Below are 15,900 nucleotides of genomic sequence, written 5' to 3' on the forward strand. Positions count from 1 at the left end.
AATTCTTTTAAGAATAATTACCTAGGTCACCCTTTGCAGCATAGGCTACCCCCACCTAATCTCTCTGTCATGCAGCATTTGCACCTGAGCCAAGAACTCTCACACAGGATCGTTAAAGCTGCCGACGAACTGGCTGCGACACAGAAGATTAGCTCTCCCGACTCGTACAATGCCATCAATCATCTTTTGACTGATGAGCTGGAGGAACTGAAAGAACTAATTCTGCTCTCCCCTACTGCCCATGCCACTTCCATCCATGGACTTCCCTTCCCTGCAGTTCACGGACCTACCCCAGCCACGTGGCAGGAATGCGTTGGCAAGGTCCGAACCTGGAGATTCGTTCTTGCGATCATCGCTAGCGCTGTCGGTCGCCCATTCGGATGGTTCGGACAGCAGAAAGGCCGTATCACCACAGACTTGGTGCCGACCCGCAGCCAGGAGAACCAGCAAGTTGGCGCCAGCAGCAACACCACATTGACTCTGCACACAGAAGATGCTTTTCATCCGCGGCGCGCGACGCACTTCGCTTTATTTGGTCTTCGTAACCCCAAAAATGTCGGCACTACGCTGGCCCCCATCGATGAAGCATGGCATCTACTCGATGTAGATTCGAAAAAAATTCTAACCGGGGACGGAGCCATCATTATTCCAGATGCATCTTACGGTGATTACGAATATGCAGCTCCTACTGCCATGACATCAATCTGGAAAACTGATGGCAATTTAGGCATGCGGTTTGACCCCGCCTACACAGACAAAAATTCTGGAACCTTACAGTGGTGGGAGGCATTTGAGAAGCTTCAACAGGCTCTTCACACTGTCACCTATACGGTGCCTATAAAGCCAGGTCAGATGGTCATCATCAACAATGACCGATGCGCCCACGGACGAGTACCTTTCGTAGCCAACTACGACGGGACCGACCGCTGGATGCTACGCATCAACATTATGGGAACCAAAAACACACGCCCCATCAATGAAATCAACGAACCCGGCTACGGCCAACACATCCGATTTATGGATGGTGAAATCCTATGAAACAGCGAACTAACCTGACCGTCCTCAGCAGATCAGAACTAGCTCAAATAAAAATTTCACCCGAGTCCGTACTCGAGTCGGTGAAATCCGCTCTCATCGAGCTCGACCAGCCAGGAACTCTGTGCCCAGGGAAAATCAAAGTTGAAGTACCTGAAAGCGTGAGTTACTCGATGGTCGGCAGAAGTCGTTCTTCAAATTCCGTCGGATTCAAGACTTCCTATACCCATTGGAGCAAAACTCACCAACAAAGCGCCAGGGATAGAAGCTATTACACGACCCTCACACTGTACGACGATTCCAGCGGATATCCTATTGCACTTCTCGACGGCGCTGCGGCAGGAACTCTCAGAACCCCGGCAGTCTCAGCGCTGTTGGCACAGTATGCTGGTGCAATTCCTCAGAGCGCTCTCATCATCGGTTCGGGAACCCAAGGACAAAACGCAGCCCCTTTTCTCCTTGAAACCTTTGAAACATTAAACACGATTTATCTCGCCGGCAGCCACAGCGTGGGACTAGAGAAAGGCGCCAAGATTGCATCAACAGCAGCAGTGAAGCTTGGCCGAAAAATAAAAATCAAGATTGTAGACGATCCTACAACTGTGAGTTCAAACTGTGATCTCATTATCGGGGCCGCTGGACCTGAGACTCGTTGTACTGTCACAGCATCCGATATTCCCCGGCACGCAACCGTCGTTGTTGTGGGCTACGGAATCGCCCCTGATATCTGTCATCAAGCGAGCAGAGTCATCACGACGAGTATCGAACAGATGAATGTTACCGGTCGCGATTACGCTGACACCGATGGTCGGTTGCCGAATGTCCATGCCGAACTATCCGATTTGCTCCGCAAAGGGCGCAAACTGCCTCGTATTGACGAAACTACGTTTTGCTATAACAGCGGACTAGTTCTAACCGATATCGCTGTCGGCCAAATCCTCGCCAAGGAAGGTCTTAAGCAGGGATTCGGGACGGAGATATCCCTGTGGTAAGTGCCATATCATGCAAGATTGATGTTCCAAGCTGGCAAACGGCTCTGATTGGCTCAGGGAAACTTGACTTCATTGCTGAGCTTTCCGACACCCCTTTTCATGTCCTTTGCCCAAACCAATTTGCTCAAACACTTTCAGCCTGGCATACAACCGCTAAGGAAGTCGGCATTAAATTCGGTATTCGATTTGGCAAAAAGGCAAATAAGTCCGCGCACTTCAGTCGCGAGATAGCACTGAGTGCTCTTCGTGGTTTCGACAGTGGAATCGATGTCGCCAGCGTAGAAGAGTTCCAATCATCTCTGGCCGCTGGTGTACCAGGAAATAAATTAATCATTACTGGTGCTACACCGAGTCGAGAACTTATCCATTTGGCAGTTTGCCACGATGCAACTCTAACTATTTCCAATGAAGTAGATTCAAGAATAATTTCCCAATTTGTCGACGAAATCGATACGCCTAATCAGCTCCGAGTTCTTCTCCGGATTGCGAACCAAACCCCCTCCACACGGTTTGGTATGAGCATCGATACCGCCTTGTCTCTAACCGCTCGTCTTAGCCAAGGCCGTGCCAACATCGAAATTACCGGCCTAAGTTTCCACTGCAACGGTTATGACCTCCACGAGAGGATAAACATGTCGCATCTGGCAATCGACACCCTACTCAAGGTGCGCTCCCTGTCTCCACGGGCCGACACTATTTCCATTGGAGGTGGATTTCCCACAAGCTCAGTCGAGTATGGAGTCTGGCGAAACCTACAATCTCGACTAAAAAACGAAATGTTCATAGATTCGGATAAACCTAAAGACCAATATCCGTTCGGATCACCTTTATCCGGACAATACTCACTACGGTTTATAGCTAATCAACATCGCCCACTGACACGTCGAGATATGGAGTCCACTCGACGCAGCTCGGACTCCATGGCTCAGCGCGCTCATCGTCACAACATAAAGATTTTGGCAGAGCCTGGACGGTCTTTATGCCAGTTCGCGGGTGCTAGTTTCTTTCCTGTTCTTTCGTGTCACGCATTGCCCAATGCTGCACGGACAGTAACTGTCGTACGTGGAACTAGTCTCAGCCTCTCAGAGCAATGGTTCAACTCGGAGTATTATCCGGACCCATACCTTGTGCGTAACGGAGTCATTATCGACTCGGGAGTAGCTACCGCAACAGCAGTTTCCGGATCAACGTGCTTAGACAGCGATTATCTCAGCAAAAGAATGATTCAACTCCCCGACAGGCCTCGACCTGGAGATTTCCTAGTCTATCCCGACACAGCCGGGTATCAAATGGACTCGAACGAGTCTGCTTTCCACGGATATCGGATTCCTCAGAAATACGCCTTTAATCCTGTCACCATGACCATCACGGAAGATCGCTAGAACAGAGGCCAAATAAAGATGCCAAAAAGAATTTATACGCAGATGTCTCAACTCATTGGCAATACTCCTCTGTTCGAGCTTGTCTGTACTCCCCAGAAAAGTCGCGTTTTGCTTAAGCTCGAGCAATTCAACCCAACTGGAAGTGCGAAAATCCGAATGGCCCAGTCGATGATTAAGGCGGCAGAGCAGGATAACCGACTTCAAGAGCATGGCACTATCGTTGAATCGACTTCCGGTAATACTGGACAGGGCTTAGCACTTCTTGCACTTGAGCGCGGATACGACTTCGTAGCAGTCGTCGATAATCATTCTTGTAAAGATAAATTGAACTCCATGCGTGCAATGAATGCACAGATGTGCTTCGTTTCCAATCAAGATGACGATTCGCTCGCCACATCGGCTAGAGAAAACCATGCTGAGGAGCTCAGCAAACAACACGGCTGGGTATTCATGAAGCAGCACGACAATGTTGCAAATTCAATGGGTTATTACCCTGCAGCTGATGAAATTTTGAATGATCTCGGAGCAAGTCCATCTCATATCATCAGTGCTGTAGGCACAGGTGGAAGTCTCTTTGGAGTTACTGAACGTCTCCATCAATTGGGACACCGTCCCACTATTATAGGCGTCGAACCGGAAGGTTCCATTGCATTCGGTGCTCCTGGACACGACTATTGGCAATCTGGAACGGGCACCCCCGAAGGTGCAGTTATCGGCACTTCGGTTCGCTACGACTTACTCGACTACGGAGCAAAGGTATCCGACAAGGCAGCTTTCGCTGCATGTCGGGCGATCGCAAAGCATACGGGACTTCTACTGGGAGGATCTGCCGGTGGAGCCGTAGTGGCAGCCCTCGAGCTCCTACCGAGCTTTCCCGCTGGTTCTACATCATTGACCATGGTGTGCGATGGAGGGGAAAAGTATCTAGATACCGTGTTCAACGATGAGTGGATGGCCGAACGCGATTTGCTCGATGTAGCTCTCGAGTCCAAAATTTGGGAACAAGTTATGTCATTGCGCGCTGGGGAAAGCCCAATTTCGCTAAATTCAACACGAGTTTCATGGTCGAAGGAAAAGTAGTGCCCGGAGCTACCTCTCAGAAACTAAACCGCCAGATTTTGGCGTTGTCTCTTCCCCTTGCCGGCACACAGCTTGCGAATATCGCAATTTCAACCACCGACACTTTCATGATGGGCCAACTTAGCCTCGGGGCTCTTGCTGGCGGAGGTTTGGCAGTTGTGTGGTTTAACCAGATACGCACAATGGCCGTGGGCCTATTAACACCGCTGGGCAATAGAATTGCGTCGGCTCATTCACTCTACGAAAGCAAATCTCGCGAGCGAGCGGACTCCGAACTATCTGCCGCTACGCTGCAACGCGAAATTCGCAACCTCTCACGCACCGGCTGGCTATTAGCAACTGTCAGCGGTCTAGTGGGAGCACTGGTTCTGATGGCGATTGCCTACGCCCTACCGTTTTTCGGCCAGTCCGCTGAGATTAGTTCCGCAGCCACTTCCATGATGTGGTTGCTCGCGCCAGGTCTTGTTCCTTGTTTGTGGTTCCAAGTCTCCCGTCAGTTTTGTGTAGGCCTCGGCAAACCAAAATCTCTACTGCACATCACCGTGGCGATGATTGTAGTGAATGCAGCATTGAACTACGCACTCGGTTTCGGGTTCGGGCCTATTCCTGCATTGGGGCTGCTAGGTATTGGACTGTCCACCACACTGGTTCATTTATTGTCGGCCCTAATTTACCTGCGAATCACCATCCGAGATCCCGACCTCTCAACTTTTCTTGCCCTCGATTTCTGGAGTGCCGACAGAGACACGATGCACGGAAGGCTCCGTCACCTCGTCCGCACTCAGCTTCGTCTGGGGCTTCCAGTCTCAGCAACCTACGGAGCCGAAGCGGGCATGTTTTCTGTGCTGGCGATGGTCATGGGATCCTTTGGCACAGAAGCACTCGCAGCGCACAACGTCGTCTATCAAATAACCTTTATTGTTTTCCAGATTGGTGTTGGGTTCTCCCACGGCAGCTCTATTCTTGTGAGTCGCGCTTGGGGTCTGAATGACAACTCCCTTGCACGCCAAGTCGGCATTCGAACTCAAACGATGATGGCTGCCATCGTTGCTGTTGCTTCCGTCAGCTTTCTTTGCGCTCCCCGCCTCGTACTTTCCCCATTTATAAACAGCTCCGAGAAATCCAATGCCACCGAGACATTAAGCATCGCATTGGGGTTGTTGGCTATTGGCGCAGTGATGGAATTTGTCGATACTGCACAAAACATAGCTATCGGTCTCCTGCGCGGGATTAGCGACACCACTACTGGTTTGAAGGCATCCCTCACTGGTTATTGGATTATAGGTTTGCCAGCTGCTTTAATACTTGCTTTTCCCATCGGTCTAGGGCCTCACGGGGTGTGGTGGGGATTGGTCATCGGGCTTGCCAGTTCTTCAATAATCCTTTGGAGAGCTTTCCTTCTCGCGACGCGTAAAGACCTTACCGTGAAACTCTAAAGAACTCGTCCCTCAAAGCGATATCCACGTCGCAGGTATCCGGTCGTTCACGTTCGTGTGCAACACTTAAAAGCATGGTTGACAAGCAGGCCGACACCTCATCATGCAGCGAAGCCCAACAGGCTTCGCCAGCTTTTGACGAAACTACAGAGTTTTCCACAAACCGGCTCGCAGGCGAGTTCACCGACGAAGATCGCTACGAGATCTTCAATGATGACCAGCTCTCCCTCAAGGCTGCCCTCCTCTACCTGGTCGCAGCGCTTGTGGGCGGTTCGGTTATCGCTCTGGCGTCCTGGTTTGTGTTCCACCGCCTGTCACTGCCGGCCTTTGGCGGCTCGCAGCTGACCAGGGCGGTCGCAACAGCGCTGATTGTCATCACGCTGACGCTCACCACCGTCCTGCTGTATTTCTTCGCCACCAAGGGCAAAGACAATCGCCCCCGGTGGCTAACGTGGTTGACGTACCTGATGGCTTACATGTCACCGGCCATTCTGGTGGTCTCTGCCGTCGGCCTGCCGCTGGGCTCGACCAAGCTGTGGTTAGACGGTCTGTCTGTCGACCAGGAGTTCCGCACTGAATACCTCACCAGGATGGCCGCGGAGCCTGGCCTGCATGACATGTCGTACATCGACATCCCGTCTTTCTACCCCGCTGGTTGGTTCTTCCTGGGCGGACGCCTGGCCAATATCCTGGGCATTGCCGGCTGGGAGGTCTTCCAGCCCTGGGCGTTGATGACACTCGCCGCTGCTGGCTGTGTTTTGATTCCGGTGTGGCAACGCCTGAGTGGCTCCCTGCCAGTAGCCACTGGCATTGCGCTGACAACCACGGCCGTCGCCCTGGCCACTGTCGCCGATGAGCCCTACGCCGCAGTCGTTGCTATGGGTCTTCCGGCGATGACCGTGATGGCCTGGCGCGGTCTCACCGGCGCTTGGTCCGCCATGTTTGGCGTACTCGTCTTCCTGGGTATTTCTGCGACTTTCTACACTCTTTACACTGCCGTAGGCGCGCTTATTGTGGTCGTGTTGGCCGTGGTCGCGTGGACGTCGTCAAGCTCGTGGATTCCCGTAGTGCGCCTGATCATTATGGGCGTGGGATCGATGCTGATTGCGGCGACGGTGTGGGGTCCGTACATGCTGGCGGTTGCGACGGGGGCACCGCGCTCGGGCGCGACAGCGACGCATTACCTGCCGCCGGAGGGTGCGCAGCTGCCTTTGCCGATGCTCGCCGCCAGCGTGATCGGTGTGCTGTGTTTCATCGGTGTCGTGCGCATGCTGGTCAGCGCCACAGAGCCGGATGCGCGCGCGCTCGGCTTGGGCACGCTGGTGCTCTATGGCTGGGTAGTGGCCTCGATGGTGGCGACGCTGCTCGGACGCACGCTGCTGGGGTTTCGCCTCACCGCACCGATTACGTTCATGTTGATTGCGGCTGGTGTGGTCGCGCTTGCCGACGCCCGTCTCAACGGCATCGAGAAGTACTGGCCGCAGGCGGCACCAGCTCACATTGCCAAGCGTGTTTCCGCGGTAATGGCGGCAGTCTTGCTGCTGGCGGGCATTGGCTACGCGCAGTCGATTCCGAATAAGTTGCATGGCGCCATCGACTTGGCACATACCGACACCGACGGTAACGGCGAGCGCGCGGACCGCTTCCCACCGAATGCCGGGGCGTGGTACTCAGCGGTGGACCAAACGCTGAAGGAGGCTGGGCTCGATCCGGCCCAGACGGTGGTGCTGACGGATGAGAAGAATTTCCAGGCACTCTATCCCTGGTACGGATTCCAGGCACTGACCAGCCACTACGCTAACCCTCTGGGTGAGTTTGACCGCCGTAATCAGGCGTTGGAGGAATGGTCGGAAATTCGCGACCCCGATGAGCTCGTGCAGGCAATGGACGAAACGCCGTGGCGCGGACCAGATGCCATTGTGCTGCGAGGCGAAGTTGAGACGCCTGATGGCGAGGATGCCGCTCCGCTGACGTTGGACATCGCGGATGATATCTATCCGAACAATCCGAATGTGGTCTTCCGGAGCCTGAATTTTGCCCGCTCTGCATTTGAGAAGCACTGGGAGCTAAACCAGGTCGGCCCATTTGTAGTGGCGGTTCGCAAGTAGGTGTTGGCAAGTAGGTATTGGGCGGCTATCCCCTGCCGTAAACGTGATTCCTGTTACTAATGTGGAAACTGTGATGTAACTTTCGCGTTGCAAACTCAAAGAAAAACGCCAATTACCGTAGTATCTTTCCTTGTGACTGCCGAAACTAAAGAAATCAAAGAAAGTGTCGACGGCTCACCCGAAGTGACCATCGACCGCGTGGAGAGACCGCCTATGGACGGCCCCTCTCCTACGACGCTGACTCGTTGGACAGCGATTATCGCTGGAATCGTCGGTTTCATTTGCTTTGTCATCACACCGTTCCTTCCGGTCGTGAATACTCAGTCCTCCGTGTCTTGGCCTCAGCGCGACACACTGAACTCAGTGGATGCGCCACTCATGGCGCAGGCACCGTTGGACCTGAGCGTCGATTTGCCTCTGTCGCTGACGGATGAACTTTCCGACAAGCGGACAACCCTGTTGTCGACTATCCCGCCGACCGCGGATAAGCCGACCAAACGGGGCTTGATGGTGCGTTCGGGCAAGGACGGCCTCGACGTCATTTTGCGCGATAGCGTGGTGATGAGCCTGGATAAGAAGGAGCTTGCCAGCAACAAGGGCAAGATCCTGGAGATCCGCTCAAACGAGCATGAGACCACCGTCAACATCGACGGCGCCAAGAACTCAGATGGTGAGAAGCTCACCGCCATCGCACACGGCGATTACCGTCCGCAGGTCACCGGTATCTACACTGACCTGCCCGCTGACGGCGACGCGGCCAAGGCCGTAGCCGATGGACTCGATGTCCACATGAACATCGACTCCCGCTACACCTCACACCCGACAGTGGTGAAGTACATCGTCATGTACTTGGGTCTGCTTCTGACGCTGGCTTCTCTGGTCGCGTTAGCTCGCATTGACCGTATCGACGGTTCCTCCTTCACTCCGCTGTTCAAGCGCGGTGCGTTGAAGCCGACTCCGCTGGACATCCTGGTTGGCACGATTTTGGTTGTTTGGCACTTCATCGGTGGCAACACTTCCGATGACGGTTACATCTTCACCATGGCGCGCGTCTCCGACGAGTCGGGCTACATGGCGAACTACTACCGTTGGTTCGGCGCTCCTGAGTCACCGTTCGGCAGCCCCTACTACGACCTGCTGTCGCTGATGGTGAAGGTGTCCACCTCGTCTCTGTGGATGCGACTTCCTGCGCTGCTGTCCGCACTGCTGGTGTGGTTCATTATTTCCCGAATGGTTATCCCGCGCCTCGGCGAGATGATTGCCCAGCGCCGGGTGGCCTACTGGTCTGCTGCTGGTGTGCTGTTGGCCTTCTGGCTGCCGTACAACAACGGACTGCGCCCGGAGCCGGTCATTGCTCTGGGATCCCTGCTGACCTGGGTATTTATCGAGCGCGCAATTCTAACTCGACGCCTGCTGCCAGCTGCAGTCGCAGTGGTTATCGCCACGCTGGCACTGGGCTCGGGCCCAACGGGCCTAATGGCAGTTGCTGCCCTGCTCGCAGGCATCCCGATGCTGGTGCGCATTGTCGTTGAGCGCCATAAGGCTCTCGGTGGTGGTTGGCAGGCCCCACTGATGCAGATTGCACCGTTCCTGGCTGCGGGCACCGCCATCTTGGTCGGTGTCTTCGGCGACCAGACTTTGGCCACGGTCCGCGAGTCCATTCGTGTCCGCAGCATCATCGGCCCGTCGGAGCCTTGGTACAACGAGTACGTCCGCTACTACTGGCTGGTGCTGCAGTCAGTCGACGGCGCCTTCCCGCGTCGTTTCCCGGTTCTGATTGCACTGGCGTGCTTGAGCATCACGATTGCCGCGCTGCTTCGTCACCGCACCGTTCCGGGGGCTCTGGCCGGTCCGTCGGCACGCCTGGTGTTCATGTTCATCGGCACCATGTTCTTCCTGACCTTCACGCCGACAAAGTGGACGCACCACTTCGGTGTGTACGCGGGCATCGCGGCTTCCCTGGCAGCACTTGCCGCTATGGCCATTAGCCATTGGGTAGCAGGTAACCCGCGCAACCAGCTGTTCTTTGCCGGTGGTTTCACCTTCATCCTCGCTTTCTCGCTGATGGGTATTAACGGCTGGTGGTATGTGTCGTCCTACGGTGTGCCGTGGTTCGACAAGACCATTCAGTTGCGCGGCCACCAGCTGGGTTCAGCAGTATTGGCTCTGGCCTTGCTACTGCTGCTGGCTGGTGCAGTAATGAACTTCGTCCAGGAGTTCCGTACCAAGCCGAAGTCGCAGGAAAAGTCGGCACGCGTGCGCCGCATCAATGCAGTTGCATCGTCCCCGATTGCGGTGACGACACTGTTGGTGACGATGTTCATGGTGGCTTCGCTGGGCAAGGGCGCAGTATCGCAGTACCCGGCCTACTCGGTCGCCGCGGGTAATATCCGCTCCTTGGCTGGTCAGACATGTAATCTGGCGAGCGATGTGCTGATGGAAACCGATCCGAACGATGGCTTCCTGAATACCGTCGATGGCAAGCCGCTAGCGGAATCGCTGCGCGGTGGCGGCAAGAGCCGTGGCTTCGACCCGAACGGCGTCCCGTCAAACATGAAGGCCGAAGCTGTGGACACCAGCCAGAGCCAGGCAAGTACTGCCGACACTGATGATCAATCTTCTGATCCGGAAGCCACAGTTGAGGGCGGTTCCGCGTCGGGCACCGACGGCGGTAAGCGCGCCGACAAGGGTATCAACGGCTCGCAGGTCGAGCTGCCATTTGGCTTGAATCCGGATAAGGTGCCGGTGCTTGGCTCCTACTCCGAGGACATTCAGCGTCCGGCAAGCCTGGAAACTTCCTGGTTCCAGCTGCCTGAGATTGACGAGGACCACCCGCTACTCGTCGTATCGGCGGCCGGCCGTATCTTCCACCACGACATCAACGGTGTGGCTCAGCCGGGTCGCAAGCTGGTGGCACAGTATGGTCGCAAGGGCGGCGACGAGGATGGCTTCGAGGTCCTCTCCGAGTCGGAGCCGATTGATATCGGCCCTGCTCCGACCTGGCGTAACCTGCGCTTCCTGACCGAGGAGATCCCAGAGGGAGCCACCGCTGTGCGACTGGTCGCGGAGGACAATGATGTCTCCGAGGATCAGTGGCTGGCGCTGACCCCGCCTCGCCTGGCCGAACTGCAGTCGATGACTGATGTCATCTCACCGGAAACTGCGACTATCCCGGACTGGCCGGTTGCCTTCCAGTTCCCGTGCCAGCGTCCGTTCGACCACTACGCCGGTGTCGCGGAACTTCCGGAGTACCGCATCACTCCGGACCGTGGCCTGAAGGTCGTCGGCGCAGATGTCTGGCAGTCGGTCGATGGCGGTGGTCCGCTCGGATTCTCCGACGCTGTGAATGAGGCTACGTCCGTACCGACTTACCTCAAGAACGACTGGCGCCGCGACTGGGGTTCCGTCGAGAAGCTCTCGCCGCGTCCGAATAAAGACAAGGTCAAGCCGGATGTCGCCGAAATTGAGTATGAAGATATCACTCGCTCGGGTCTATACTCGCCCGGGAAGATGATTGTGAAGGATCCTTAGGCGAAAGAGCCTCGGCGCTTCCTTCACCTAAGGAGCCCGAGTGACTGCACAAACCCGTTCCATCGTTGTCGCCGCAATGGTTGTGACTGACCCGGTGGGGCGGGTTTTGTGCGTTCGTAAGCGAGGTACGGATACGTTCATGCTGCCCGGCGGCAAGTTCGAGCCGGGTGAGTCCGTCGATAACCCGGAGGTCACCGCCGCGCGCGAGGTCTCCGAGGAGCTCGGCGTGGACATCGAGCTATCGCAACTGCGTCCGTGGAATATCGCCCGCGCAGCCGCCGCCAACGAGGCGGGCTTCGAGGTCGTCGGCCACCATGTGCGCTATGTCGGAGAGTTCACCGATGAGTTGGCAAACGTTCAGCCCCATGCCGAGATTGAAGAGGTCCGCTGGCTCGACCCCTGGCTGCCGACCGGGAAAATCGCCCCTATGCTGGCCGAGACCACTCTGCCGAAACTCCGCGAAGAGCTGCCGCAGCTTGCCGCTGGCCGTGAACAGCCACAGCGCGCACTGTCGTCACTAACTGTTTTCTGCGGCTCCGGCTTCGGCAACGATCTCGCCTGGCGCGTCACCGCCGAACGCCTCGGCCAGACACTCGCGAAAAATCGGGTGGAGCTCGTCTACGGTGGCGCGGCGATTGGCCTTATGGGCACGGTTGCTAACGCAGCGCTTGACGACGGCGGCAGTGTCACCGGTGTCATCCCCGAGGTCCTGGTCAAGAAGGAAATTGCCCATCCGCGGCTGACTCACCTGGAAACTGTTGCGACTATGGCCGATCGAAAGTCGCGCATGTATGAGCTCGGCGATGCTTTTGTTGCACTCCCCGGCGGTGCGGGCACACTGGAAGAGTTCTTCGAGGTGTGGACCCAGCAGCACCTGGGGATTCATGCCAAGCCAGTGGCGTTGCTGGGACCTTCGGGCTTCTGGGAGCCCCTGTTGGCGCTCCTGCGCAAAGTTGTGGATGCGGGGTTTGTGCGACCGGAGCTTCTCGATGCGCTTATTGTCGTCGACGACGTCGACAAGCTCCTGCCTGCGTTGATTGCGTGGCGTGCGGGGCGGACGAAGTTTTAGCCTGCCCCCAGGCCCCACAACACACGGCTAGTGAGCGGCAGCCAGCTGCTGCAGCTCAGCTTCGGTGCCGTTGAAGACGTCCTCGTCCACGATGGTCGGGATGCCATCGATGCGGCCGGTGGAGGAACGCTGCCAGAAGGTCATGCTCTCCCAACCGCCCGGCAGCGAGGTCGGAGCGCTGTCTTGGTAGGCGGCGAGCCACAACGGGTAGTCGGTGAAGTCGGTCGAGTTACCCATTGGGTTCTGCCAGAACCAACGGTAGGTGTAAATCATCGGGGTTTCGCCGGTCTTTTCCTCGACGCGCTCGAGGAAGTCCTTGGTCCACTTTTGCAGCTGGGTCGGGTTGAGGCCGTTGTCCAGCTCGATGTCCAGCACAGGTGGCAATGTCTTGTCCGTGGAGATTTGCTCATCGCGCTGCTGCAGTGCTTCCACATATTGATCGGCCTGCTCGGTTGCGGAGCGATCCGGATGCGCCTTGTGGTAGCTGCCCACGTACAGACCGGCCTTAGCTGCGGCGATGGAGTCCTCGAGGAAGTACTTCTGGTCGCCTTCGACACCATCAGTGGCCTTGATGAAAGCGAACTTCTGGCCGCTGGCTGCGACCTCGTCCCACTTCAGCGCGACACCACCTGGGCGCTGCCACTTGGAGACGTCCACACCGGTCGGCCCCATGTGGAAGCCGGTGCGCGCCGAGTTCGACGATGCACTGGTAGCCGAACCAGTTGAGGAACCGTTGGCATCAGAGCCCTGCGGCTCCTGAGCATCCGACACCAGCGGCGCATCGGTGATGCTCGGTGATTCGGTCAAAAAGTCGAGCGACCCCTTGGAATCAGCAGCGGACGGGTTGGAGTGTGCAGATGCGTCCTGTGTTTGTGCGTCTGCCGGTGCAATAACACCCAAGGTCAGCGGCGCAACGGCCACGATACTTGCCAAAGTGGCGCGTCCCGGGCGCCGCTTCAGCACCGCGTTCGCGGAAAGTGGAAGAAATTTCATGGTTTGCACCTTACCCCCTAAACCACTTCAGCCCCATTCGTAAGCCTAAACTTATTCCACCCCTCCAGTCACAGCTTCAATCCGCCCTTGCCCCTAGACTGGCGGCATGACAAATAGCACTAATACTGAGACCCAGTCCGCAACGTCCCAATTCTCAACAACTCCTCGCCCGCAGGATGACCTCTACTTGGCCACCAACGGTGGGTGGATTAGCAATCACGTCATCCCGGCTGACCGCCCCATCGATGGCGCCTTTTACAAGCTGCGGGATGAGGCGGAGGAAAACGTCCGCGAGCTCATCACCACTGCCGCCGATGCGGATCCGAATTCCCGCGTCGCTCGCTTGTACAACTCTTTTATGGACGAAGCCGCTATTAATAACGCCGGCGCAGCTCCTCTCGCGCAGGATTTAGAAATGATTGCCTCCGCCGAGAACGCGCATGAGCTGGCGTTGGCGCTCGGCCACCTCGATCGCCTCGGTGTCGGTGGTGCGCTCGGGTACTGGGTAGAGAAGGATTCCGGCTCGGACCTGGATACTCTCTATCTGTTGCAGTCGGGCCTCGGCCTCCCGGATGAGGCTTACTACCGCGAGCCTGGTCACGCCGACACCCTCGCTGCCTATGAGCAGCATGTTGCCGCTATGTTGAAGCTCCTCTCCTCGCATGACGACGGCGCGGGGGAACTCTCCACCGCGCTTGCTGCATTCGAGTTGGTGGACCCGGCCGCTGCGGCGGCGCGCATCGTGGCTTTTGAAAAGCGCATCGCCGCCGGTCACTGGAATGTGGTCGATACCCGCGATGCACTGAAGACCTATAACAAGACGGCCATTTCTGACCTCCCCACCGGCTTCCCGGTCGCGGAGTGGCTCGCGGCCACCGGTGTCAATGAGACGAACCAGACTGCCATCGACACCATCGTGGTGATGATGCCGTCGTACTTCGAGCACTTGAGCAAGTTGTGGCAGGACACTGACCTGGCAGATCTGCGCCTGTGGGCACTGTGGCGCGTCCTCCACCAGCGCGCCGCCTACCTGTCGGATGACTTCTCTGCGGAGAGCTTTAACTTCTACGGCCGCACCCTGCAGGGTTCGACCGAGCAGCGTGCACGCTGGAAGCGTGGTGTTGCCTTTGCGGACGGGGCGGTTGGACATGACGTCGGCAAGCTGTATGCGGAAAAGCACTTCCCTCCGGAGTACAAGGAGCAGGTCCTGGAACTGGTGGACTACCTGCTGGCGGCGTACCGGGAGCGAATTTCGAAGCTGCCGTGGATGACGAAGGCGACACAGGAGCGGGCGCTGGAGAAGCTGTCGCTGTTTAAGGCCAAGATTGGCTACCCGGAGCGTTGGCGTGATTACTCGGCGATGGAGCTCGGGGATTCACTGATGGACAATGCTCGCGCTGCCAGCGCTTTTGCGCATGATTATGAGGTGGCAAAGCTGGGAACCCCGGCCAATCGTGATGAGTGGCATGGCACTCCGCAGACGGTCAATGCCTTCTACAATCCGGTGGTCAATGACATCACGTTCCCGGCTGCGATTTTGCAGTCGCCGTTCTTCTCACCGGACGCTTCCCCGGCGGAGAACTTCGGTGGCATCGGTGCGGTTATTGGTCACGAGATTGGTCATGGTTTTGATGACCAGGGCTCGCAGTATGACGGTCACGGCAACCTTCACCAGTGGTGGACCGATGAGGATCGCGCAGCTTTTGAGAAGCTGACCTCCGCACTGGTGGACCAGTACGAGGGCCTGGTTCCGCAGGCTCTGCGCGAGCAGGCCGAGGAGGGCGCTGACCTGCCCGGTGTCAACGGTCGCTTCACCCTGGGAGAGAACATCGGTGACTTGGGCGGGCTTGGTATTGCTGTCGTCGCTTTCCGCCGTTTCCTCGCTGCCCGCGGAAAGGAACTCGGGTTGGAGGACACCCCCGAGACCTACCGTGACCTGTTCAAGCAGTGGGCACTGGTCTGGCGTTCCAAGATTCGTCCGGAGTTTGCACGTCAGCTGCTTGCCATTGACCCGCACTCGCCGGCGGAGTTCCGCTGCAACGTCATTGCCAGCAACATCGATGAGTTCCATGAGGCCTTCGGCACTTCAGCGGGGGACGGCATGTGGCGTGAGCCGAATGAGCGCGTGAATATCTGGTAATTCTGCGGGAACCCAACCTGCGCTGCCTTATCCTCCGATGCTTTCCGGGCTCTCCGATGCCTTCCGCAGCCTCCGGGGACAGCAAACGCCTCACCGTTTACTACAAATGCAAAAGCTGACTTTTTGTTTTTGCA

At 56.8% G+C, this 15,900-nt stretch carries 10 protein-coding genes; 9 read left to right on the top strand and 1 reads right to left on the bottom strand.

Features of this window, described 5'->3' with window-relative positions:
* The first annotated feature begins 69 nt into the window (after window positions 1-69).
* The 8 genes from HMPREF2562_RS00640 to HMPREF2562_RS00670 all read left to right on the top strand — a co-directional run bounded on the left by HMPREF2562_RS00640 (window position 70) and on the right by HMPREF2562_RS00670 (window position 12,633).
* Window positions 70-1,038, top strand: a complete 969-nt coding sequence (locus HMPREF2562_RS00640) for a TauD/TfdA family dioxygenase (protein ID WP_069359687.1) — start codon at window positions 70-72, stop codon at window positions 1,036-1,038.
* A complete protein-coding gene (locus tag HMPREF2562_RS00645) occupies window positions 1,035-2,027 on the top strand; it encodes an ornithine cyclodeaminase (RefSeq protein WP_070429116.1) in 993 nt (330 codons plus the stop codon). Before HMPREF2562_RS00640 ends, HMPREF2562_RS00645 begins: the two co-directional genes overlap by 4 nt.
* Window positions 2,021-3,409 carry an alanine racemase gene (locus HMPREF2562_RS10670; RefSeq protein ID WP_076772194.1) on the top strand — a complete coding sequence of 463 codons (1,389 nt, stop codon included), beginning with the start codon at window positions 2,021-2,023 and terminating at the stop codon, window positions 3,407-3,409. Before HMPREF2562_RS00645 ends, HMPREF2562_RS10670 begins: the two co-directional genes overlap by 7 nt.
* 18 nt (window positions 3,410-3,427) lie before the next feature.
* On the top strand, window positions 3,428-4,489 hold the full coding sequence (locus HMPREF2562_RS00650; protein WP_069359689.1) for a PLP-dependent cysteine synthase family protein: 1,062 nt from the start codon (window positions 3,428-3,430) through the stop codon (window positions 4,487-4,489).
* On the top strand, window positions 4,471-5,925 hold the full coding sequence (locus HMPREF2562_RS00655; RefSeq protein WP_070429115.1) for an MATE family efflux transporter: 1,455 nt from the start codon (window positions 4,471-4,473) through the stop codon (window positions 5,923-5,925). Before HMPREF2562_RS00650 ends, HMPREF2562_RS00655 begins: the two co-directional genes overlap by 19 nt.
* Before the next feature lie 74 nt (window positions 5,926-5,999).
* A complete protein-coding gene (locus HMPREF2562_RS00660) occupies window positions 6,000-8,033 on the top strand; it encodes a galactan 5-O-arabinofuranosyltransferase (RefSeq protein ID WP_070549363.1) in 2,034 nt (677 codons plus the stop codon).
* Between the two features lie 132 nt (window positions 8,034-8,165).
* Window positions 8,166-11,564, top strand: coding sequence for an arabinosyltransferase domain-containing protein (locus HMPREF2562_RS00665; protein WP_070549365.1), 3,399 nt, complete (start codon window positions 8,166-8,168; stop codon window positions 11,562-11,564).
* A gap of 40 nt (window positions 11,565-11,604) precedes the next feature.
* Window positions 11,605-12,633: a TIGR00730 family Rossman fold protein gene (locus tag HMPREF2562_RS00670; protein WP_070549367.1), complete on the top strand. Its 1,029-nt coding sequence runs from the start codon at window positions 11,605-11,607 to the stop codon at window positions 12,631-12,633.
* A 27-nt stretch (window positions 12,634-12,660) separates the two neighbouring features.
* Here the strand turns inward: HMPREF2562_RS00670 and HMPREF2562_RS00675 are convergent, their stop codons facing one another.
* Window positions 12,661-13,626 (bottom strand): glycoside hydrolase family 25 protein, encoded by a 966-nt coding sequence (locus HMPREF2562_RS00675; protein WP_070549369.1) that lies wholly within the window; start codon window positions 13,624-13,626, stop codon window positions 12,661-12,663.
* Window positions 13,627-13,732: 106 nt separating this feature from the next.
* On the opposite strand from HMPREF2562_RS00675, the gene HMPREF2562_RS00680 reads away from it, so the two are divergent.
* Window positions 13,733-15,766, top strand: coding sequence for a M13 family metallopeptidase (locus tag HMPREF2562_RS00680; protein ID WP_070549371.1), 2,034 nt, complete (start codon window positions 13,733-13,735; stop codon window positions 15,764-15,766).
* The last annotated feature ends 134 nt before the right edge of the window (window positions 15,767-15,900 follow it).

It is taken from the genome of Corynebacterium sp. HMSC077G07, assembly GCF_001809225.1.
Classification (GTDB): domain Bacteria; phylum Actinomycetota; class Actinomycetes; order Mycobacteriales; family Mycobacteriaceae; genus Corynebacterium; species Corynebacterium jeikeium_D.

Excerpts from the sequence above, each read along its gene's own strand:
- HMPREF2562_RS00640 (WP_069359687.1), top strand. The coding sequence starts at position 70 with ATGCAGCATTTGCACCTGAGCCAAGAACTCTCACACAGGATCGTTAAA.
- HMPREF2562_RS00645 (WP_070429116.1), top strand. The coding sequence starts at position 1,035 with ATGAAACAGCGAACTAACCTGACCGTCCTCAGCAGATCAGAACTAGCT.
- HMPREF2562_RS00650 (WP_069359689.1), top strand. The coding sequence starts at position 3,428 with ATGCCAAAAAGAATTTATACGCAGATGTCTCAACTCATTGGCAATACT.
- HMPREF2562_RS00655 (WP_070429115.1), top strand. The coding sequence starts at position 4,471 with ATGGTCGAAGGAAAAGTAGTGCCCGGAGCTACCTCTCAGAAACTAAAC.
- HMPREF2562_RS00660 (WP_070549363.1), top strand. The coding sequence starts at position 6,000 with ATGGTTGACAAGCAGGCCGACACCTCATCATGCAGCGAAGCCCAACAG.
- HMPREF2562_RS00675 (WP_070549369.1), bottom strand. The coding sequence starts at position 13,626 with ATGAAATTTCTTCCACTTTCCGCGAACGCGGTGCTGAAGCGGCGCCCG.
- HMPREF2562_RS00680 (WP_070549371.1), top strand. The coding sequence starts at position 13,733 with ATGACAAATAGCACTAATACTGAGACCCAGTCCGCAACGTCCCAATTC.